Genomic DNA, 20,855 nt, shown 5'->3' on the forward strand with positions numbered 1-20,855 from the left:
CTCTATGGTATTCCACAGACGCTGTTATTAGCCCTAATTACAGTAAATATACAATGTCGAAAATTTGAATAAAACTGAGTGGTTTAAGCAAGACCTTAAACTTACATAATACAATTCATCAATATTATTTATTCTTTAATCATTCTTCGAGTGCGTCTAAATAATAATAGAATTTATATATGTATTTCGTTAGATTTACTAGCATTCTTAATTGATATTGGTATTTAGCTTATAGTTATGGAATACATAAAACTGCAAGAGATAATATTTAACCATCTCTATAACAGGCATAGATCAGATCCTTCTTTTTTGTTTACAGTCAGAAAAGTCAAAACCAAAGGAGCAGAGGAGAATTACTTTACTGGAACACAAAAATCAGGTTACTTCTCTTTTACACTATGGGATTTGCCATGCAATTACAGGGGGGCATCCATAGAAGCGACATCATTTATTTTTCATAGAATTAGCTCAGATACTTGCAGGCTCTATTTCCAATTTAACATGCCAAGAAAGCCTGGTGATCTGAAAAATAAAGCTACTGCAGCACTTGGTCCTGAAATACTAAAAAGATCTTTAAAAGAAGGTCTTTCTGTTAATCAAAGTAGTCCAAGTACTGTTATGAATTGGATAAAAGTACATGTTGGTAAGGACATCCCTTTTGCAGATGCAGGAGCGGAGCTTGATATACTTATTGCACAAATAGCGCCTATTGTAGAGGCTAGTATCAAGGAAGTAAGTAAGAAGTATAAAAGTTGGTCCGGAAACACGCTAGATGAGACAAGCTTTAAGAATGATATTGATCGTTTATTGAAAAGACTATCAATAAACAAACCACCAGAGCCCAAAAAAGATAAAAAGATAATTACCAAGCCTGATACTAATAACATCGGCTATTGGTGGTTAAATTTAAATCCTTCTATCTGGAAAATAGACGACTATCCGCTAGGGCATGAAGAAATATATACATCTCATAATGCAAAAGGAAACAAACGAAACATTTATGAGAACTTCAAAAATGTAATGGTTGGAGATCTGGTAATCGGCTATGAGTCTACTCCGGGTAAGAGAATTAAAGCTATTCTGGAGATAACTCAGGGTTTGCATGACGACGACGATGCAGGAGAGATCATACGTTTCAAAATTAAAGAGTTTGTTCCTGTTCAAATTACCTTTGATGCGTTAAGAGAAGATGTAGATCTGAAAGATTGTCGTGTACTTCATAATAATCAAGGAAGTCTCTTTAAGCTAGAGAGTAATGACTTTGAGAAAATCTATTCTTTTTGTCAAGCGAGTGAAGATGAGGTAGAAGCTTATACAATTGATGATGCTGATATTGACCTTTTTCTTGAAAAGGAAGAGATTGAACGAATTGGTCTGGCTTTGAAAAGGAAAAAGAATATTATTCTACAGGGTGCTCCTGGTGTAGGGAAAACTTTTTTAGCCAAGAGACTGGCTTTTCTACAGATGGGTAAAAAAGACTCAAGCCGTGTAGAGATGATACAGTTTCACCAGTCTTATTCTTATGAAGACTTTATAAGAGGTTTCAGGCCTAATGAAGATGGAAAGTTCACCTTAGCTGATGGTGTATTTTTTGAATTCTGTGCTAAGGCGCAGTCTGACCCAAGAAATAGTTATTTCTTTATAATTGATGAAATAAACAGGGGAAACCTAAGCAAAATTTTTGGTGAATTGTTAATGCTGATCGAATGCGATAAACGTGGACCAGAGTATGCTGTGCCATTAACTTATAAACGCAAAGGAGAAGGTAGGTTTTATGTTCCTGAGAACGTCCATATCATAGGAACTATGAACACTGCTGACAGATCTTTGGCAATAGTAGATTACGCTCTTCGTCGTCGTTTTGCTTTTTTTGATATAGTGCCTAAATATAGAAGCAAATTCCAGAAGTATCTTGAAAGTGCATCTGTTAGTTCAGAGATAGCTGGAAGTATAGTTTTAAAGCTTAATGAGCTCAATAAAATGATTGAGAGTGACAAAGACCTAGGTGCTGGCTTCATGATTGGTCACAGTTACTTCTGTCATACTCCGGCTAATTCAAACGATGTAGCTAAATGGTATAAAGATATTGTAGATCAGGAAATAAAACCCTTGCTTCAAGAGTATTGGTATGATAACGAAGCTAACATTACTCGTGCTTTGAGTGATTTACAATTAAACTAATGCCGCAAATACCTATTGAGAACATCTATTACATGTTAGCTTATGCATGGGATAGACTTGATGAGGCTGAGGCTATAAACGTCGGTACCGATCGGTTTGATGATATTTATAATCTTTTTACAAAGGTACTGGTTAATGGTACCAATCATCTGCTGAAGCAAGGACTTAAACGGGATTATGTTGAGCATGAAGAACTGACGAACAGGCTGCGAGGAAAGATTTTATTTCAACCCTCGATTAAGCAAAATATACTTCAACATGCTCAAGCATATTGTGCTTATGACGAATTAAGTTTTGATATACTTCACAACTGTTTGATTCGTGCGACACTGGAGAAGGTAAGACGCTTTCCTTATCTAGATTCTGAACTCCAGCATGAAATCCGCTACGTCTTGAGCCGTTTTCCCAGTGTAAATACTAGAAATATAGGTATATCTGATTTCAAAAAGGTGCGCCTGCACCGCAATAACAATAACTACAAATTAATCTTGTCTATTTGTGAGTTGATATGGCGTGAACTGTTGCTGACAGAAGAAACAGGGGAAGTTCCTTTTACTGATTTTGTTCGTGATAAGAAAAAAATGCCCTACCTTTTTGAAAGGTTCTTATTTAACTTCTATAAACGTCATCTTGAGCCAGAAAAGTGGGAAGTGAAAAGAGAGGCCATTAAATGGCGCTTGAAGGCAACCCTAAACTCTTCTGACTTAAGCTACCTTCCAAGTATGGGGACTGATATAAGTCTAATCTCATCTAGCAAACACTTTATCATCGATGCTAAGTACTATCCTGAGGCTTTGAAAATCAGGTATGAAAAGGAGAAGTTAATATCCTCTAACCTTTATCAGGTCTTTTCTTACGTGCAGAATGTTATAGCCGATGAAGACAAAGAAATAGAAGGGATTTTAATATACCCAGAAGTGGAGAAAAACCTTAGTCTGTCCTTTGAATTCAATCGGTGGAACAAGCCTTTGATAAGAGTGTGTACGATCAACCTTAACCAGAATTGGAAACAAATTGAGAAGGACCTTTTAGCTATCATTTCTTAACCTAACCACTTGCGTTTCCAATAGCGACCATATAAGCACTAAAAGTTATTAGCTTAAACTTGATTAGAAACTTTAACCGATTTAGTTATTGATTTTGGAGCTTTAGTCTTTTTTTATATTCCAGGTAATACAGTTTAAAACACCACCTTGTTCTGCTATACTATTACTCGCTATTGTTGCAATTTTACTGCCTCTAAATAGTTCTTCAAACTGTTTGACCACTGCTTCGTCTTCCCTCATTCCAAAGGTAGGTACTAGAATAAAATCTTTCATTTGCAGATAGTTTATGTAGATACCATTTGCTTGTATTGTTTTCTTGTTGTTATAAGGGTTGTAAGGTATTTCAATCCATTCCAGCCCAGCGTTATGTAGAGCCATCCTAGATGATAGTTGAAAAGCTGATTTTTCTTTTGATAAATCATTTATTAGCACTGTATCATTATCTAGAAAACGGACCATCCCATCAGCATGACCAATTGCATCACCAGGGTGAGTTGGTATGAAGATTAATTTTTCAACCTGAAACAGTTCTATCAATTCTCTTATTAACTGTTTTTCTGAAATGTGTGGGTTTTCTGTAAAAACCTTACTGCACATGATTACTTTATCAGATGTGCGTACCACATTCCCCCCATCTAAGATAATATTTGACTTCTTAGGCTTAATGCCAATGGCCTCACATAAGGAGTCAACATTTGAGATGGTCTTTTGGCCTTTTTTGCTTTGAAGATAGTCCGGGTTGTAAATGAACTGTATAAACTGATATTCCTTAGTTTGAATAGGCATAAAGTCTACTGCCCAAATATCTTTTGTTCCTGCGAGTTTAGTAAACTCTATTTCATGATGTTTTAAGGATATATCAAGCTGTTCATAAAAAGCTGAATGCTTCTTTTCTAAAGTTTCAGTCAGATATAGATAGTTAGTTTCAAGATCTGCAATCATTTTTAATTATACACTTATGTATGTAGAAGAAAGAAGACGGATATTTACCAAAGCATAGAATCGCGTAATTTTAAGATCCTAGGCTTTGGTAATTATCCGTCCTTGGTTAAGCTTTATTTAGCTTCTATATTACTTGGTAATTTAATGAATTCAAAAGTGTAGCCATGTGGTTGAATAACATAGTTACCACCTTCAATTTTCATTAACTTTTCTTTGATGTTGTAGATAGGGTTGCCCATCAGAATCATCTCATGTGGAGTTACTCGCACTATCATGTAGTTCTGATTTGCCCTAGCTTCATTGATCTCACTATTCGAGATTCTAAAGCTGTTATTCCTATGGTTCAGGGTGGTTTTTACTTCGACCATAACCGCCTTGTTATCATACCATGCTACCAAGTCTATGAAAGCAAACTTGTAATGTAAGGTCACATAATAAAACGGTATTAATGATTTTGTCAGTTCTGCATCGTTGTCTATAACACTTAAACAACTATTGAAAAGCTCAGTGTGCTTTGTGATATTACTTTGAGTATTTCTTAATAGACTAAGTATGAGCGCATGCACTTTTACCAGGGCTTCCTTTCTTTTCGTAGTGTCCTTTATTTCAAGAAAATGCTGGATCAGAAAATAAAGCACTTCCTCTTCTCCACTTGCACCAATCATTTCAGTTTGGGAAGATGGTAGTGTACTACCCTGAAACATTACTTTCTTGGTTTTAACTGGGATTGAACTTGCTACAGAGTTTGTGCTTGATTCAAATTCACTAGTTGCCTTGGCAGGGGTCTTGATAATATTCTGGTATATACGTTCAACTTTAGATTTGATAGAAATTTCTCTTGCTTTTGACTCTATTTGATCCTGTGTTATACTGGAAGAAAAAGCATCAGGGAATTCTGACTTCATATCTTGCTCCAGTGCCTCTAAATCAGCTTCTATACCAAACTTTCCAGCTAATGCATCAAGTCTGCTTTTAAAGTCATCTACTCTGTCAATATTTTCGATGCAATTCAAAATAATTCCTATTCTGGCTAATTGCTCATCGTGCATTTCTAAATCAATTGATAGCTGGAAATCACTAAATATTCCAGATTCGAATTGTTCTTTTTCGGTATTAACAACGCTAATAAGCTTTTCTAAATCGCCAGCATTGTAAACATTCAATATGAATTCACTTTTGTGTGTTTTGCTATACTCAAACCAAAGTTTATCAGATAAGTATTGAACGCCATTAAACTGCTCTAAAATGAGCTTAGAAAGGGCCGTAAATTTTATATCATAATCTGCTACCCAATACCTATTGAATATTTGTTCATAAACAATCCTTTGCTTTTTATACTCACCTTTTAACGTATTAACTTCTTTATGATTTAATATTAACTCAAGAGCCCTAGATATTCTAATATTGTTAAATAAGTATTTAGATAGTGCTTCTACTTTTATACTTTCCGCAGCATCCTTTTGGATATATAACTCAGTTTCGTTAAAGTCATATAGCCTATTTACTGTTTTAGATTCAAAAGACCCGATTTTGATCTTCCGTTGAAGATTATCCACCTCAAGGTATCTGAAGTTGGCAACCTTCTTTGAAAGTTCAGTTATTTTGTCTGGTTCTTCAAAGTAGTCGACTTCAGATAACTTAGAATTACTAATTTCTAAAAGAACGTAAAAGATTTTAGGTAAGAGATCTCTTTTTATTAATTCAGTTTTATCTGAACTAGCTGAAAACTCAATTTCTTGTTCATCTAATTTGAGCAGTTCTCCTTTAAAGTTATAGTTCTTAGGTTCTAATGAGCTTTTATAATAGCACAGTATGGGCTTTTCTATGAATAGAAGATCCTCTACTAGATGAAATTCATGTTCATTATTGACGATGTAGAAATCAGTGTCTTTTATGAATTTGAGCTTACCATTCTGTACAACAAGGTATTCCTTTAAAAATTTATTGAACGGTAAAAAAAGGTTTTGGTAAATTCTTAATAATTGCTCTTTATTGTGAAGGTTTTTATTGCATACTTCAAACAACTGAGATATGTATTCCTTCGGGAAAATATCATATTTCTTGACTAAAAGCTGTTTGGATTCTTCTTTAAACTCAGACACCCGAAGCTTCTCAAGAAAGTTGTAGTTGTTATCATTTACAAGTGCTGGGTGAATAGCTTTACCATTTGCAATAATACGGATGCCATCAAGTACTCTAGAATGGCGTAATTGATCATCCTGGTCTTGAGACCCTTGCCATAGCGCTGGAATATAGTCTATCCCATCATTCAATACTCTCCAAATTGTATTCTCTACAAATCGGTAATTATTTAAGTATGAAACTCCAAGATATTTTAGAAAGGTTTCTTGTTTTATACCAGTTGGCAAAGAAGGTAAAAAAGAAAGATCTAGCTCTAAAATTGAGCATAATTGTGCTGGCTTAAATTTACCTGCATTTGTTTTAAGAAACACAGTTGAAACACTGAAATCAGCTAAGTTTGCAATTGAGTTTTCACTGCCGCTTCTGTTTATGTAGTTTTTGTAACGATGGGTTGATGTTACAGATTCATCCGTTTTACCCATCAAGGTGCTAATACTACGTAATAGATCTTGTTGCTGAGACTCAGTCAAGCATTTTTCAGGAGCATGATACTTTCCTACTGGTGATACTTGTCTATAGTGCTTCAGAACTTCATTACGATCTTTAAATTCTTTTATGCCAAGAGCTCTTCTAAAATCATTATCTTCTACTTTATAATTTACAAGGTTGATGCCTAGAAAGTCTGGAACGAAAGCGTTGATTTCATCTTCTTCCTTTTGTTCTCTATAAATGATTTCGTTAGAAATCGGGAGACCAATCTCTGTTCCGGTGAAAATAATTTTAGCACCATTTTTCTTTAATTCGTCGGCTAGATTAATTCTAAAATAATCTTTCCACTTCTGTGCCTGATTATCATCTCTACTAAAGTAGTTTATGAAATCGTTTGTACGCTTAAAAAATTGATCATGGCTTTCAATACTTCTTCCTTTTTCAAAGTAGCTTTTTGCCAGCGCACTGATAAATTGGCATGCTACTTTATAACTGTAATCATGTTCTCTATTATTCCAAATTTGTAATATGTCTCTTACTAACTCAAAAGAGATCCAAGGATTTTGCAAACGTAAATATTTCCAATTAAAACCGCTCCTTAAGTTGAAGTTTACTTCTTTACTAGATAAATTTAATATTCTCAGACCACCTTTGTCCTGTTCTTGAGAACAAGAGTTTAAATATGTGAAGTAAAGCTCAAGGCAGGCTCTTAGTAATGCCTTGTTATAAGCTCCAATTTTCCCATCGAAGTTTATTGACTTTCTATCTACAGTCGTGTGAAAGTCTGCATGAAAATCAACATATTTAAATGGAGATTCTATTTTTGTAGGTAAGTAATTGTACAATAAACCTATTGTGTGTTCGCCTTTATCAAGTTCTTTAAAGCGTAGAGCGATTTGAGGGTTTGTAATATTAATGTTGGCCTCTCTGGCAAGGTATCTTATATTTTCATTTAGAGGGCACTGTAGAATTTGATTGCTATTTATTGTACTGCCTATATGGTTTTCAAAACACAACTCTGTGTTACCTTCATATTCAAAATTGACCTTTATATTCTTTTGAATTCTTATTTGTATAAACTCAAAGTGTATATTTTTAATCTCTTTAAATAAGTCCTGTATTTCGTTGGATATATTATTGGCAAAAGGAATTTGAATAACTGTTACAAAGCCAAGGTTAAATAATTCATTTATAAACTCGTCTTTAGATTTAAGTAATACGGGGTAATAATAACCAGGAACACCTCTTTCTTTTCTTTCAGTCTGAACCTGTAGAATTTGCTTACTTAAAAATGTTTTAACCTTAGAAGGTAAATCAATTGGTAGATCTGACTCGCTTTTAAAAGAATCATATATTCTAAAGCTGGTTTGCGAAATAATAGTGGCTTCATCATCCTGAATTATACCTTTTGTATGCACATCTGCATAACCATTAGCTGCAATGGCAAATACTGATTTAAAGCCGACTCCCTTATTGCCTATGCTATCATTAGCGTTTTTTGTGGAAGTAGAGATAGAACACAGTGACTGAAAATCAGAACGTTTGGTAGTGCTGTTTCCTCTATAGTCATAGTTGCTTCTATAACTGAACTGCTGGCCATCATTAGCTATATATAAACAGCTGTCTTTTACTAGTACCAAGATTTTACTTTCTGCTTTATCAAAAGCGTTTTGAAGAAGCTCATAAATAACTCTGCCTTGATAGTCTGAGCTTACTTGCTCAACCTGGCCAGCTTGTTGTTTTATAGTTTCGATGCCGACACTTTGATAGTAATTGTGATGAGCAGTAAAAATAGATTCTTCTATTGTCTGTTCTGAGAAGTCTGAACTCATGCTTATTTAGAATTTAATGGATTTATAGTTTTAGGTATCAATGGTTAGGTTGTTATTTCAAGCACCTCCGTTTTTTCCTCTTCACAAGCTCTTTTTATCACATCTACAACCGACTTGTATTGTGAATCCCGAACGAATTCAAGTTTAGTAGAGGCTAAAAGGAAAAAGCCTAGGTGGCGTAGCGCTTCAGCTTTCATGATTCTTTGTTCAGCATCTTTGTTGTCTAAGATGCCCTCCAGTATAACCAAGTTGGTTTTCCAGATATTTTCTTCCCTAGGTGAATTTAGAAGTGATTTGCCTTTGCGGACACGATCATTGAACTTCCACCATAGATGCTTTCTCAGGAAAAGCTCATCCTCATTATTGCGACTAAGCCCTTTTTTCAGAGCTCGATAGTAATCAGTGATTGACAGAAACCGAACAGTGGGTATCTCTCTTTCACCAGGTAACAGAGGCGAGGGGAAATATTCACCGATCTCTTCAGCTTCATCAATCCAGAACAGTTCTTTACAGGCTGGGCACTTCGTGATTTGCGGGTATTCCGGCAGCATGGGCGCTTCCATTTTTCCGTCTGTGTAAAATACTGCACCAAACGTGTTTCCGGAATAAAGCTGTTGCTTTTTCATCTGGTTTCCGCAGTTGGGGCACCTGATGAGAGTAGGTAAAGAAGGCATCATGGGCTTTTCTTCCTAACTCGGTACCCAGTATTTTTCCAGCTCCCAGAAGTTCTCAAGCTCCAGTCTTTTTCTAAGAGAATCAATCAGCGAAAAGTAATCTGCTTCATCAAGCTTGGTCCATCGAATATGAGCAACCTTTAGGTCCTTGTATTCCTTTGAAAGGTTCTTTAAAAGGATGGAGTCAATAGGTGGGTGTGCAAGCTTACTGATGGTACTAGTAGGGTCAGGAATAACGAATATTGTTTTGATATAAATGGCTACAATCTTTGCCGCTCTTCCATAGCTTGCTTTGTGTGCATCAGCACCTAGCTTAGAAGATAAATGTTCTACAATAGCGTTAACAGCATCCTTATGAAACTTGTCATATAATGCGGGTTCGAGATTTGCTTGATTTACTAGCTGCTCCAGCTTTTCCGGTAATCCTGTTGCTTCAATAGCTTCCTGAATGAGATTGGTGCCAGCGAAGTCTCTATTTACGGCTCTGGCAGCTGTCCAGACAGCAAATCTGTGAGCATGTAGTGTGTAGCAGTATGGGGTTGTTTTCACGATAGAATACTTATAGCTGAAATGTAGATGAGTTGCTTCTTTTTCCATCAAAAGCTGGGTAATATAAAGAAATATATATAGTTTGTAACAAAATGCCATAACATTTAATAATTCACATATTCTTTACTTACATTTACTTCAGGAGCACTTTAATTTTTCTTAAAGAGACTATGCTGAAAGAGTTGATTAAAACGCGCGGGGTAAAGCAAAAGTGGCTAGCGTCTAAACTTGGGGTTTCTGAGGTAACGGTAAGTAACTGGTGCAGTGGTAAAACCGCGCCTAACGTGGATCATCTGGAGAAATTGAGTGCTATCCTAGATGTTGAAGTAAATGTGCTGAAGAATATAAATGGATAAGGAGAAAAAGTACCGCATGTCCTTTACCGCTGCCTCTTTAAGGCTTCCGGAGATGTCAGAGATGGCTAAAAGATATGTGGAAGAGGGCGCAGATAATTTTACCAAAGAAACTGTCATTAGAGGCAGGAACACAAGGACCACTGACAGAGAGTTTAGAGAACTAAAATTCAGAATAGAGACGCTTACAGACAAGCAACTGGAGATATTAGCAACTGGTGACGTGCTTGCTCAAAAACAGATCGCATTTCTGGCAATGTGTAAGCTATACTCCTTTATCAGAGATTTTGTAGTGGAGGTGCTGCGTGAGAAGGCTTTGGTGTTTGATTACCAGATGACGGAGGGGGAATATACCACCTTCTTCAGAAGGAAAAGCGAAGTACACCCAGAACTGGAGGAGTTAGCCGAGAGCACAGCCAAGAAAATAAAACAGGTGACCTATAAAATTCTGGAGCAGACAGGGCTGATTGACAGTGTTGAGTCTAAGAGTATAAATCCACAGCTGGTTGATGAAAAAGTGGCAAGAGCAGTTCTGGAAGATGATCCGGAATGGCTCAAGATCTACTTATTATCAGACCTGGATGTGGCCAATAGAACAAAATAAATGAAGAACGTAGCTGAGGGTTTCGAGCATTTATATAAATCCATTTCCACGCAGGATTTCCTGGAAATGAAGTCGCTGGGAGGGGAGATACCCTTCTTTGTGTCGCCCTACGAAGCCAAAGACCAGGTGGAGGTGGATAAGGCCATCAAAGGCCTGAAAAACAAGCTAGAGAACCACGGTATACCAGTGCTGGAGATAAACCTGTACGATACGGCCATAGAGATTATCAACCAGGAGTTGGGCGAGGGAGAAATCTTTGCGCTCGAAAAGGAGATGGACAAAGACGAGTTCAAGCAGGCGCTGCAGTCTATCCTGGACATCAATGAAGTACTGATTCCGCACATCAAACAGAAGATAGACACCAGCCGTGCCAAGGTATACTTCCTGACAGGTATAGGGCTGGTCTTTCCGTTTATCCGCTCGCACAACATCCTCAATAATCTGCAAAACGTGGCGAAGGAGGCACCGACGGTGGCTTTCTTCCCCGGGAAATATAATGGGTACGCGCTGGAGCTGTTCGGTCTGTTGAAAGACGACAACTACTACAGGGCTTTTAACATCGATAACTACAAATTGAAGGCATGACACTACGCGAAATTTTCGAAAGAGACATTAACCGCCCCATCGAAACGGTTATCAAAGCCGATGACCAAGACCATGTGTACCAGGAGGTGGACGAGTATGTGGTGACTCACGAGGTGTCCAAAAAGATACGGGACTTCTTTGCGGCCTACAACGACTACCAAGGTGCCAATGGTGTTTGGATTTCAGGCTTCTTCGGTTCGGGTAAGTCGCACTTGCTCAAGATTCTCTCTTATGTGATGGAGAATAAAGAGTATGACGGAAAGAAGCAGGGCGAAGTGTTTGCCGCTAAGATTAAGGACGACGAGATGCTGAAAGCCGATGTGCTGCAGGCTACACGTATACCTTCCGAGTCCATCCTGTTCAACATTGACCAGCAGGCACAGATTACGACCAAGCAGGAGACAGACGCTATCCTGAATGTGTTTTACAAAGTACTGAACGACCACCAAGGCTTCTTTGGGGGACAGAAGCATGTCGCCGACTTTGAGCGTTGGCTGAGTACCGAGGGTGTATACATAGAGTTTAAGCAGCAGTTTGAGGTGATTACCGGCAAAGATTGGGCATCAGGTAGGCGGCAGTACTTCTCCCCGAATGTGAAAGAGGCGATTGATCAGGCACTAACTTCACTGTTGGGGTCAACTGCCGAAGGGTATAAGAACATCATCGATACGCTCCGAAAAGACAGCGCCATCTCGATTGAAGATTTCTGCAACAAGGTAAACGACTACATTAAATCTAAGCCAAAGGGCTTCCGGCTGAATTTCTTTGTGGATGAGGTGGGGCAGTACATTAGCGACAATACCAAGCTGATGCTCAACCTGCAAACCATCGCCGAAACGCTGGCCACTCGCACCAAAGGACAGGCCTGGGTATTGGTGACTTCGCAGGAGGACATGGAGAAAGTGGTGGGCGACATGAACAAAGCCCAGCAGAACGACTTCTCCCGAATCCAGGCCAGGTTCAAGATTAAGGTGCCACTTACCTCTGCCAACGTGGACGAAGTGATTGAGAAACGCTTACTGGAAAAAAAAACGGAAGCGAAAAGTATACTGAAGGAGGTATGGCACAAGCAGCACTCCAACCTCGAAACGCTTCTGTCTTTCTCAGAAGTGGGGGTGCAGTTCAAGGGCTACCGCGAAGAAAAGAACTTCGTGAACAAGTACCCGTTTGTGCCCTACCAGTTCGATTTGTTCCAGCAGTGTATCCGGGCGCTGTCGCACCATAACGCTTTCCAGGGCAAGCATGCCTCGGTGGGGGAGCGCTCCATGCTGGGCGTGTTCCAGGATGTGGTGCTGCGCATGGGCGACCGCGATACTGATGCGCTTGTTACGTTTGACTTACTATATGAGGGCATTCGCTCTACCATTCGGGGCGAGATACAAAACTCCATAACCCTGGCAGAAAGAAACCTTGACGATGCCTTTGCCATTAAGGTGCTGAAAGCACTCTTCCTAGTTAAGTATTTCTCCAACTTCAAGACCACCACACGCAACGTTTCGGTGCTGATGATTGACAACGTCCACATCGACCTGAAGGCGCACGACAAGCGGGTGCTGGAGGCGCTCAACCTGTTGGAAGCCCAGACCTATGTTCAGCGCAACGGCGACCTGTACGAGTTTCTGACCGACGACGAGAAGGACATAGAGCAGGAAATCAAAGGCACGGACGTAGACGAGTCGGCAGTGACGGGCTTGCTCAACGAGATTGTGTTTGATGAGGTAATCCGGGACACTAAAATCCGCTTTGCCGATAACAAGCAGGACTACGAGTTCATGCGCAAGATTGACGGCGTGATGCTGGGCCGCGATAAGGAACTGGTGATTGACATCGTGACGCCGAACAACGACGACTACGAGAACCCTGATATTTTGCGCTCCAAAACCATGGGCTTCAATACCATGATGATGGTGGTGCTGCCATCAGATGAGCGCCTCCTCAAAGATACCCGGCTATACCTGAAAACAGACAAGTACATCAAGCAGAGCCAGTCTTCCAACAACAAGGAGTCGGTTAAGCGCTTGCTGTACGACAAAGGCACGCAGAACGGGGAAAGAAGACGCACGCTTATCCTGTTGGTGAAGAAGCTCCTGGGCGAAGCCGATATTCTCCTGAATGGTAGCAAGCACGAGGTTGGCAACACCGTGGATGGCAGAACGAAGGTGATAAACGCTTTCCAGGACTTGGTAAAGATTGCTTACCCAAGCCTGCGCATGCTGGGAACAATACCTTTCTCGGAAGACACAATTAAACAAACTATCCGCTCTAAGCAGGATAATCTGTTCAATTCGGATGACAATACGATTTCAGAGGCGGAAAATGAGGTGCTCCAGTATGTTAACCGCAGGAAAAAGCAGTCTGACCGCACATCACTGACCGACTTGAAAGACCAGTTTGTGAAAAAGCCATATGGCTGGTACCCCAATGCCATCTGGACCATTGTGGCTAAATTGTATAAGCGCGGGAAGCTGGATGTAAGGCAGGATTCTAACCTCTTGCATGATGAGGAGGTATTGGCCGCGTTGATGAATAATCGGGTGCAGGCAAACACGTTGCTGGAGCCGCAGATTGAGTTTGATACGAAGCAGATACGCGCCCTGAAAGAGGTATACAGCGAGCTGTTTGACGAAACGTGCCCGGCTAACGAGGCGAAAGATGTTGCCCACGCTTTCCGTGACAAGCTTAAAAGTTTGTGGAGGTCTTTACGAGAGCTAGTAGGGCAGAAAGGGGGCTACCCGTTCCTGGACTCGCTGGAGCCGCTGCGTGCAAGCCTTGAAAAGCTTGTAAACAAAGAGCCGAATTACTTCCTCCTCAACCTGCAAGACTTCGAGAATGAATTGCTGGACAGCAAGCAGGATGTGCTGGACCCTATCATGAAGTTCTGGAACAGCGACCAAAAGAAAATTTACGATGATATAAAGTTATTCCTGACCAGAGACCAGTCTAACTACGAGCATGTGGAAAGCGATGAGCTGCATACCCTGAAGCAGGTATACCAGCACCCGAAACCATACGCCGGCACAGGTATACGTGATGCCAAAACGGCCATGGACAGCCTGCGCGACAAAGTAATTGGCAAGCTGAAAGAGGAAAAAGAAAAAGCCGTGGCCGTGGTGGAGCGTCACATAGAGGCCATCCGCAGTGACGCCGACTTTGCCCGACTGAAAAACTACGAGCAAGACGGCCTGGTGAAGCAGCTGGACGATGTGATTCGCAAGATTAACGAGAACCACTACATCTCCAACATCCGGCACTATGCGCAGAGCACCAACGACCTGAAAGTGCGCTTGCTGAACGAGATACAGCGCCTCCTGCCACCACCAGAGCCAATTCTACCTGAAGACGACGATGAACCTGGTGTTACTGTGGTGCGTGATAAACCGATTGTATATGTGCGCCGCGCCAATGTAGAGGTGAAGTTTAAGAAAGGTACGCTGGAAACAGCGCAGGACGTGGAGGAATACCTGAACTCCATGCGCGAAGCCTATCTGAAAGAAATCAACAACAACAAGAGAATTACCCTGAACTAAATGAATACGAACAAACTGAAGCGCTTTGCCCAGGAGGCCCGCAAGAAACTGATAGCGCAGGTGGGAGCCAAGCTGGAGTACGTGCTGCATACCGATACTGCCGAACTGCGTGAGAAAGCCGCGCAGGTGAAGGGCCTGAAGGAGGAGCTGGCCAGAAGCAGCAAAGCGCAGCTGACCGAGAAGGTGGCCTATACCTGGTTCAACCGCTTCATCGCGCTGCGCTTCATGGACGTGAACGACTACCAGCCGCTCGACATCCGGGTGATTTCCCCGAAGGAGGGCTATACCTTCCCGGAGTTGCTGGACGAAGCGAAGCAGGGTCACATACCTGAAGATCTGAAGGTGAACGCCCAGCAGGTATACGACCTGTTGGACGGCCGCGTGCCGAGCGCCAACCCGCAGAACGAGGCCTACAAGGTGCTCCTGATTGCGGCCTGCAACCACCTGCACACGGTGCTGCCTTTCCTGTTTGAGCGCATAAACGACTATACCGAGTTGCTCCTGCCCGACGACCTGACAAGCGAGTTCTCCATCGTGCACGACGTGCGCGAGGGTATGGCCGCCGAGGATTGCCAGCAGGTGGAGATTATTGGCTGGCTCTACCAATTCTACATCTCCGAGAAAAAGGACGAGGTGTTTGCCTCTAAGGCCAAGGTAAAGAAAGAAGACATACCAGCCGCCACGCAGCTTTTTACGCCGCGCTGGATTGTGGAGTACATGGTGCAGAACACCGTGGGCAAACTGTGGGTGCAGAACAGGCCCAACTCCCGGCTGCGTGAGCACATGCCTTACTTCATAGAGTCGGCTTCGCTGCAGAGCGATGACTACCTGAAGATTAGCTCGCCGGAGGAAATCACTTTGCTGGACCAGGCTTGCGGCTCGGGGCACATCCTAGTGTATGGCTTTGAGTTGCTCACCAAAATTTACGAGGAGGAAGGGTATAGTGCCAGTGAGATCCCAAAGCTGATTATCGAGCGCAACCTCTTCGGTTTTGAGATCGACGAGCGGGCAGCGCAATTGGCGGCCATGGCCCTGATGATGAAGGCTCGCAGCTACCAACGCCGTTTTTTCAAGAAAGGCGAAGTGCCACAGCCCAACATCCTATGCTACCAGGACCTGATACTAGACGAGAAACAGACAGCAGCTGCACTGGCAGTTATAGGCACAAAGCCGTCTGACGAGTTACTGCACGACCTGAAGCACATGCTACAGGCCACCAACCTGGGCTCGCTGATTGTGCCGCATGCCGGGCTGCCGGAGATAGAGAACGTGCTGCGAAAAATAGAGGAGAAGCTGGTACAGGCTGATATGTACGAACAGTACGATTTACAGCAGCTGAAAACCACGATGGAGCAGCTGCGCTTGCTGGGACAGAAGTATACCTGTATAGTGGACAATCCACCATACATGGGGGGGAATATGAACACACTACTTGCTGATTTCGTGAAGCGCAACTATCCGGACAGCAAAGCTGACCTGATGGCTTGCTTCATAGAAAGCGGTTTAACAATGCTTCATCCAAAAGGCTACTTAGGCATGATCAATCAGCAAAGCTGGATGTTCTTAGGTAGTTATGATAAGCTTAGAGGCAAAATTATAAATGACTATTTTATAGATACTCTATTGCAAATAGGGTATAATAGTTTTCCGGAACTAAATTCTAAGGTAGTTCAAGCAACAACTTTTGTGATTCAAAAATTAAAAAGCTTAAACCGTTTTGGTGTATACTATAATTTGAATGATGCTGAACAGTCTGCGAATAAATGTTTAATCTTCGAAAGGAAGTTGAACAATAAATTATACTATAAAGCTAATCAAACAAACTTCAAAAAAATACCTGGAAGTCCCATTGGTTACTGGCTTAGCGAGAAAGTTACAAAGTTATTTGAGGATAGTAACCTACTGAAGGAGTACATTCAAATTGGCTCCCAAAACAAAACTGCAAACAATGATATATATGTAAAACAAATTTGGGAGGTAGCTAAAGATGATGTTAATAAGAACAAGTGGGCATTCTATTCAAAAGGTGGACCATTTCGTAGATGGTATGGAAATATTGACTGCGTAGTTCTTTGGACAGAGGAGGCTAAGGAATTTTATAGTAATAATGGCACCTCTAATCTAATGCAAAAGGCTTTCTGGTTTAAAGAGGGCATTTCTTGGTCGGATATTACAAGCTCTGGTCTTTCAATGAGGCTTAATAACAACCATATCTCAGATATGGCAGGTCCGACTTTTTTTATTTCTGAAGAACTTCTACACTATACTTTAGCTTTCTGCAACACGAAAATAGTAGCTAATATTTCAAACCTACTTAACCCTACTCTGCATTTTCAAATCAGCAATTTAAAATCGCTTCCATTTATTGTAGACAAAGTAGATGAAATTAGTACCATTAGTTCGCAGAATGCCTTAATCTCAAGATCAGATTGGGACACAAGTGAAAAATCTTGGGATTTCTCACAAAATGAAATTATCCGTATTAAGGGACAGAGCTCTTTAGAGCTTGAAGAAGCATTTGATTTCTACCAACAATACTGGAGCAATAAGTTCTTCCAACTTCATAAAAATGAGGAAGAGTTAAACCGCCAGTTCATTGAAATCTATGGTCTTCAGGATGAACTAACTCCAGACGTTGCTCTAAGAGATGTTACCATTCTCCAAGAAGAAACCAGCATTGAAAACGGCGAATTAGTCTTTCGCGCTGGTGAAGTGATGGCCCAGTTCGTGAGCTACGCCGTAGGCTGCATGTTCGGCCGCTATTCGCTGGACAAGCCGGGGCTTATACTGGCCAATCAAGGCGAGACGCTGCAGGGCTACCTGCAAAAAGTAGCGAAGCCGGAGCAGGAGGTTTCTTTCCTGCCCGACGCCGACAACATCATCCCGATACTCGACGACGAGTGGTTCGAAGACGACATCGTAGGCCGTTTCCACGAGTTCCTGAAGATGACTTTCGGCGAGGCAAACTTCGCCAAAAACCTGGCCTTTATAGAAGAGTGCCTGGGCAAAGACATGCGCAAGTATTTCGCCAAAGACTTCTACAACGACCATATTCGCAGGTATAAGAAGCGCCCCATCTACTGGATGTTCTCTTCGCCGCAGGGCTCCTTTAACGTGCTGATTTACATGCACCGCTATACCCCGGACACGGTCAACAACATCCTCAACAAGTACCTGCGCGAGTACCAGGAGAAGCTGCGCACCCGCCTAGAGCACCTGGCACGTGTAGTGGTAAGTGGTTCTGCCAGCGAACAGACCAAAGCCGCCAAAGAGCGCGAGCGTATAGAGAAGGTGTTGCTGGAGCTGCAGGAGTACGAGCGCGAAATCCTGTACCCGCTGGCCACCGAGCGCCTCCCCATCGACCTCGATAACGGCGTGCTGGTGAACTACAACCTCTTCGGCAAGGCCCTGAAGCTGGTGCCCGGCCTCAACGACCCGAAAACGAAGAAGAAAGTAGCCGAGTTTGACTGGGTGAAAATGCCGGAGGAAGCGGTATGAGCCAGATAGAGGAATCGCTACGCAAGCTTTTCGAGCAGCACCGGATTATTTTCTGGCACGACGAAAAGGAAGAACTAAAAGACCGCTTTGAGGAGATATACCTGCCGGGCGTGGAGCGCCTGCAGGTGCAGAACAACGAGTTCTACATCAAGCACAAGGTATCCAGAGAAGACACCGAAGGGCAGTACCTGATATACCGCAGCGGCCAGCGCCCGGCCTATGTCGACAACTGGCTGCAGGACCTGGAGCTGGCGCACTACGAGTTCCACACCAACCAGGAGGCCACCTTCCTGCAGGAGCTCGGGCTGGAGTACGGCTTCAAAGACCTGGTAACGGAGCACATCGAGTTCTTTAAGAGCAAGGACCGCCGTCAGCGACTGAAAGCGCTGTTAGGCAAAGACGACAGCTTCCGTGATATCCGCTTCAAAATGCTGTCTGTCCTGTTCGGCACGAACACAATCAGCCTGACGGCCTTTATACAGGCCCACGCCAGCGCCTACAACGACGGAAATGAGCGCCCAGACCGCGAGCTGGAAAGGTATAGCCTGAACACCTTCTACTGGAGCCTGATAAGCGACAGCTTTAAATACTACGCCGATTCACCGGGAATCTACGACTTCCTGTTAGAGGTGTTCAGCAACGTGTTCTCGCTCACCAAAAGCACCGGCCTCACCAAAGACGCCAGCCTGTTGCTGTCTGTCTGGAAAGACACCATCTCGTACCAGGAAGCCTTCAAAGATTTGTCAGCCAAAATAGCTGACGACCTGAATGTGAAGGCCCTGTTGGACGACGCCAACCTGGAGGAGGTGCTCGAAGACGACTTGTTCCGCATTGTGGACTACAAAATCATCTCCGACCTGATTCACCTGGTGATGTCGGAGAGCATTGGCAACGACAAAGCCAATCAGCTTATCAAGCGCCGCGAGAACAAGTACTGGTACCCGGGCTTCAGCGATTTCTACGACGCTATCGCCCACGCCATGGAGCTGATTTCGCTTACCCGCAAGTATGCCGGCACTTCTTTTACAGGTATAGAGGAAGGAGCCAAGCGCTACAGCCAGCAGCTATACCTGGTAGACTACCACTACCGCAAGTTTATCTGGCACTACCGCAGCAAGAGCCAGAACAAGGTGCTCGAGCCCCTGTTCGAAAAGGTGGAGAAGGTATATGCCAACGACTGGCTCCTGCAGCTCAACAACAACTGGCAGTCTGTAGTGGATGCCGCCACGGAATGGCCCCTGGTGCCGCGCGTGTCGCAGCAGCGTTTCTACAAAGACCATGTGGAGCCTGTGCTGGCCAAAGGGCAGCGGCAGTTCGTGATTGTGTCGGATGCTCTGCGCTACGAGTGCGGCTATGAGTACCTGCAACGCGTGAACGCCGAGAACCGCTACGAAGGCGAGCTGCAGTACATGCTCACGGCCATGCCTTCCTATACCCAACTGGGTATGGCAGCGCTCTTGCCACACCAGTCGCTCTCCATCGTGGACGGCTCCGACAAGGTATGCGTGGACGAAGTGCCTTGCTTGGGCTTGCAGGGCCGTAACAAAGTGCTGTCCGCACTGCAGGGATATAAAGCCATAGGTATACAGGCAGAGGAATTCATGAAGATGAATTCTTCTACCGAGGGCCGCGCCTTTGTGAAGCAGTACGACGTTATCTACATCTTCCATAACCAGATTGACAAAACCGGCGACGACAAGACCACTGAAGACAAGGTGTTTGAGGCCGTAGACCGGGAGCTGAACTTCCTGATGGAGGTCATCAAGCGCATTGCCAACATGAACGGCACCAACATGCTGATTACCTCCGACCATGGCTTTATTTACCAGCACACCGCCCTTGACGAATCTGATTTTTCGGCTGTGCAGGTGTATGGGCAGGTATGGAAGGAGAACCGACGTTTCATCATCGGCAAGGACCTGAAAGGCAATGCCAGCTCCCGCCATTTCAAGGCGCAGGAGCTGAACCTGAGCGGCGACTTTGACGTGCTGATACTGAAGTCCGTGAACAGGCACCGCGTGAAAGGTGCCGGCTCCCGCTTCGTGCACGGCGGCGCTACTTTGCAGGAAGTGGTGATTCCGCTGGTGAAGGTCACTAAGAAGCGTCAGGACACCACCAAACAGGTAGGCGTGGACGTGATTCAGCAAACGAACAAAATCACAACTAACCTCTTGTCCGTGTCTTTCCTGCAAACCGAACTGGTAACCGACGGCATACTGCCGCGCACCATCAAAGCCGCGCTTTATTCGAACGACGGCGAGCTGTTGAGCGACCAGTTCAGCTTTAATTTTGATATAGAGGAAGGGAGTGAGCGCCAGCGAGAGGTGAAGCACCGATTCCAGTTGAGCAGCAACGCCAGCGGCAAGTATAAGAACCAGACGGTGAAGCTGGTGCTGGAAGAGCCAGTGGAAGGTTCGTCGAAGTGGCGGCTTTACAAGGAGTATATGTACACGCTCAACATTTCCTTCTCCAACGACTTTGACGACTTTTAGA

General features: G+C 43.0%; 12 protein-coding genes. 8 read left to right on the forward strand and 4 right to left on the reverse strand.

Annotation, left to right across the window (positions count from 1 at the left end; genetic code table 11):
• The first annotated feature begins 237 nt into the window (after window positions 1-237).
• Together ACSX1A_RS03190 and ACSX1A_RS03195 are read left to right on the forward strand one after the other, a co-directional pair.
• On the forward strand, window positions 238-2,181 hold the full coding sequence (locus ACSX1A_RS03190) for an AAA family ATPase (RefSeq protein WP_439882169.1): 1,944 nt from the start codon (window positions 238-240) through the stop codon (window positions 2,179-2,181).
• Window positions 2,181-3,227, forward strand: coding sequence for a 5-methylcytosine restriction system specificity protein McrC (locus tag ACSX1A_RS03195; protein ID WP_439882170.1), 1,047 nt, complete (start codon window positions 2,181-2,183; stop codon window positions 3,225-3,227). Before ACSX1A_RS03190 ends, ACSX1A_RS03195 begins: the two co-directional genes overlap by 1 nt.
• A 102-nt stretch (window positions 3,228-3,329) precedes the next feature.
• Here ACSX1A_RS03195 and ACSX1A_RS03200 read toward each other — a convergent pair whose 3' ends face one another.
• The 4 genes from ACSX1A_RS03200 to ACSX1A_RS03215 form a co-directional block, all read right to left on the reverse strand.
• On the reverse strand, window positions 3,330-4,169 hold the full coding sequence (locus ACSX1A_RS03200; RefSeq protein WP_439882171.1) for an agmatine deiminase family protein: 840 nt from the start codon (window positions 4,167-4,169) through the stop codon (window positions 3,330-3,332).
• Window positions 4,170-4,282: 113 nt separating this feature from the next.
• On the reverse strand, window positions 4,283-8,572 hold the full coding sequence (locus tag ACSX1A_RS03205) for a sacsin N-terminal ATP-binding-like domain-containing protein (RefSeq protein ID WP_439882172.1): 4,290 nt from the start codon (window positions 8,570-8,572) through the stop codon (window positions 4,283-4,285).
• A 44-nt stretch (window positions 8,573-8,616) separates the two neighbouring features.
• A complete protein-coding gene (locus ACSX1A_RS03210) occupies window positions 8,617-9,198 on the reverse strand; it encodes a hypothetical protein (RefSeq protein ID WP_439882173.1) in 582 nt (193 codons plus the stop codon).
• Between the two features lie 63 nt (window positions 9,199-9,261).
• The gene (locus tag ACSX1A_RS03215) at window positions 9,262-9,843 is read right to left on the reverse strand and encodes a hypothetical protein (RefSeq protein WP_439882174.1); all 582 of its coding nucleotides are present in this window, start codon (window positions 9,841-9,843) and stop codon (window positions 9,262-9,264) included.
• Window positions 9,844-9,965: 122 nt separating this feature from the next.
• Between ACSX1A_RS03215 and ACSX1A_RS03220 the strand changes: the two genes are divergently transcribed.
• Genes ACSX1A_RS03220 through pglZ form a run of 6 tightly spaced genes read left to right on the forward strand, consistent with a single transcriptional unit; the run spans window position 9,966 to window position 20,854 of the window.
• Complete coding sequence (locus ACSX1A_RS03220) at window positions 9,966-10,151, forward strand: helix-turn-helix transcriptional regulator (RefSeq protein WP_439882175.1); 186 nt, start codon at window positions 9,966-9,968, stop codon at window positions 10,149-10,151.
• Window positions 10,144-10,752, forward strand: a complete 609-nt coding sequence (locus tag ACSX1A_RS03225; protein ID WP_439882176.1) for a DUF1819 family protein — start codon at window positions 10,144-10,146, stop codon at window positions 10,750-10,752. Before ACSX1A_RS03220 ends, ACSX1A_RS03225 begins: the two co-directional genes overlap by 8 nt.
• Window positions 10,753-11,337: a DUF1788 domain-containing protein gene (locus ACSX1A_RS03230; RefSeq protein WP_439882177.1), complete on the forward strand. Its 585-nt coding sequence runs from the start codon at window positions 10,753-10,755 to the stop codon at window positions 11,335-11,337.
• A complete protein-coding gene (gene brxC / locus ACSX1A_RS03235; RefSeq protein WP_439882178.1) occupies window positions 11,334-14,864 on the forward strand; it encodes a BREX system P-loop protein BrxC in 3,531 nt (1,176 codons plus the stop codon). The genes ACSX1A_RS03230 and brxC overlap by 4 nt, the downstream gene beginning before the upstream one ends.
• A complete protein-coding gene (gene pglX, locus ACSX1A_RS03240) occupies window positions 14,865-18,362 on the forward strand; it encodes a BREX-1 system adenine-specific DNA-methyltransferase PglX (RefSeq protein WP_439882179.1) in 3,498 nt (1,165 codons plus the stop codon). It begins immediately after the preceding gene.
• On the forward strand, window positions 18,359-20,854 hold the full coding sequence (gene pglZ / locus ACSX1A_RS03245; protein WP_439882180.1) for a BREX-1 system phosphatase PglZ type A: 2,496 nt from the start codon (window positions 18,359-18,361) through the stop codon (window positions 20,852-20,854). The genes pglX and pglZ overlap by 4 nt, the downstream gene beginning before the upstream one ends.
• Window position 20,855: the final 1 nt, after the last annotated feature.

The organism is Pontibacter sp. MBLB2868 (assembly GCF_051904785.1).
Classification (GTDB): domain Bacteria; phylum Bacteroidota; class Bacteroidia; order Cytophagales; family Hymenobacteraceae; genus Pontibacter.

Bases quoted from the DNA above. Each gene is read 5' to 3' on its own strand.
- ACSX1A_RS03190 (WP_439882169.1), top strand. From the start codon at position 238: ATGGAATACATAAAACTGCAAGAGATAATATTTAACCATCTCTATAAC.
- ACSX1A_RS03195 (WP_439882170.1), top strand. From the start codon at position 2,181: ATGCCGCAAATACCTATTGAGAACATCTATTACATGTTAGCTTATGCA.
- ACSX1A_RS03200 (WP_439882171.1), bottom strand. From the start codon at position 4,169: ATGATTGCAGATCTTGAAACTAACTATCTATATCTGACTGAAACTTTA.
- ACSX1A_RS03205 (WP_439882172.1), bottom strand. From the start codon at position 8,572: ATGAGTTCAGACTTCTCAGAACAGACAATAGAAGAATCTATTTTTACT.
- ACSX1A_RS03210 (WP_439882173.1), bottom strand. From the start codon at position 9,198: ATGAAAAAGCAACAGCTTTATTCCGGAAACACGTTTGGTGCAGTATTT.
- ACSX1A_RS03215 (WP_439882174.1), bottom strand. From the start codon at position 9,843: ATGGAAAAAGAAGCAACTCATCTACATTTCAGCTATAAGTATTCTATC.
- ACSX1A_RS03220 (WP_439882175.1), top strand. From the start codon at position 9,966: ATGCTGAAAGAGTTGATTAAAACGCGCGGGGTAAAGCAAAAGTGGCTA.
- ACSX1A_RS03225 (WP_439882176.1), top strand. From the start codon at position 10,144: ATGGATAAGGAGAAAAAGTACCGCATGTCCTTTACCGCTGCCTCTTTA.
- ACSX1A_RS03230 (WP_439882177.1), top strand. From the start codon at position 10,753: ATGAAGAACGTAGCTGAGGGTTTCGAGCATTTATATAAATCCATTTCC.
- brxC (WP_439882178.1), top strand. From the start codon at position 11,334: ATGACACTACGCGAAATTTTCGAAAGAGACATTAACCGCCCCATCGAA.
- pglX (WP_439882179.1), top strand. From the start codon at position 14,865: ATGAATACGAACAAACTGAAGCGCTTTGCCCAGGAGGCCCGCAAGAAA.
- pglZ (WP_439882180.1), top strand. From the start codon at position 18,359: ATGAGCCAGATAGAGGAATCGCTACGCAAGCTTTTCGAGCAGCACCGG.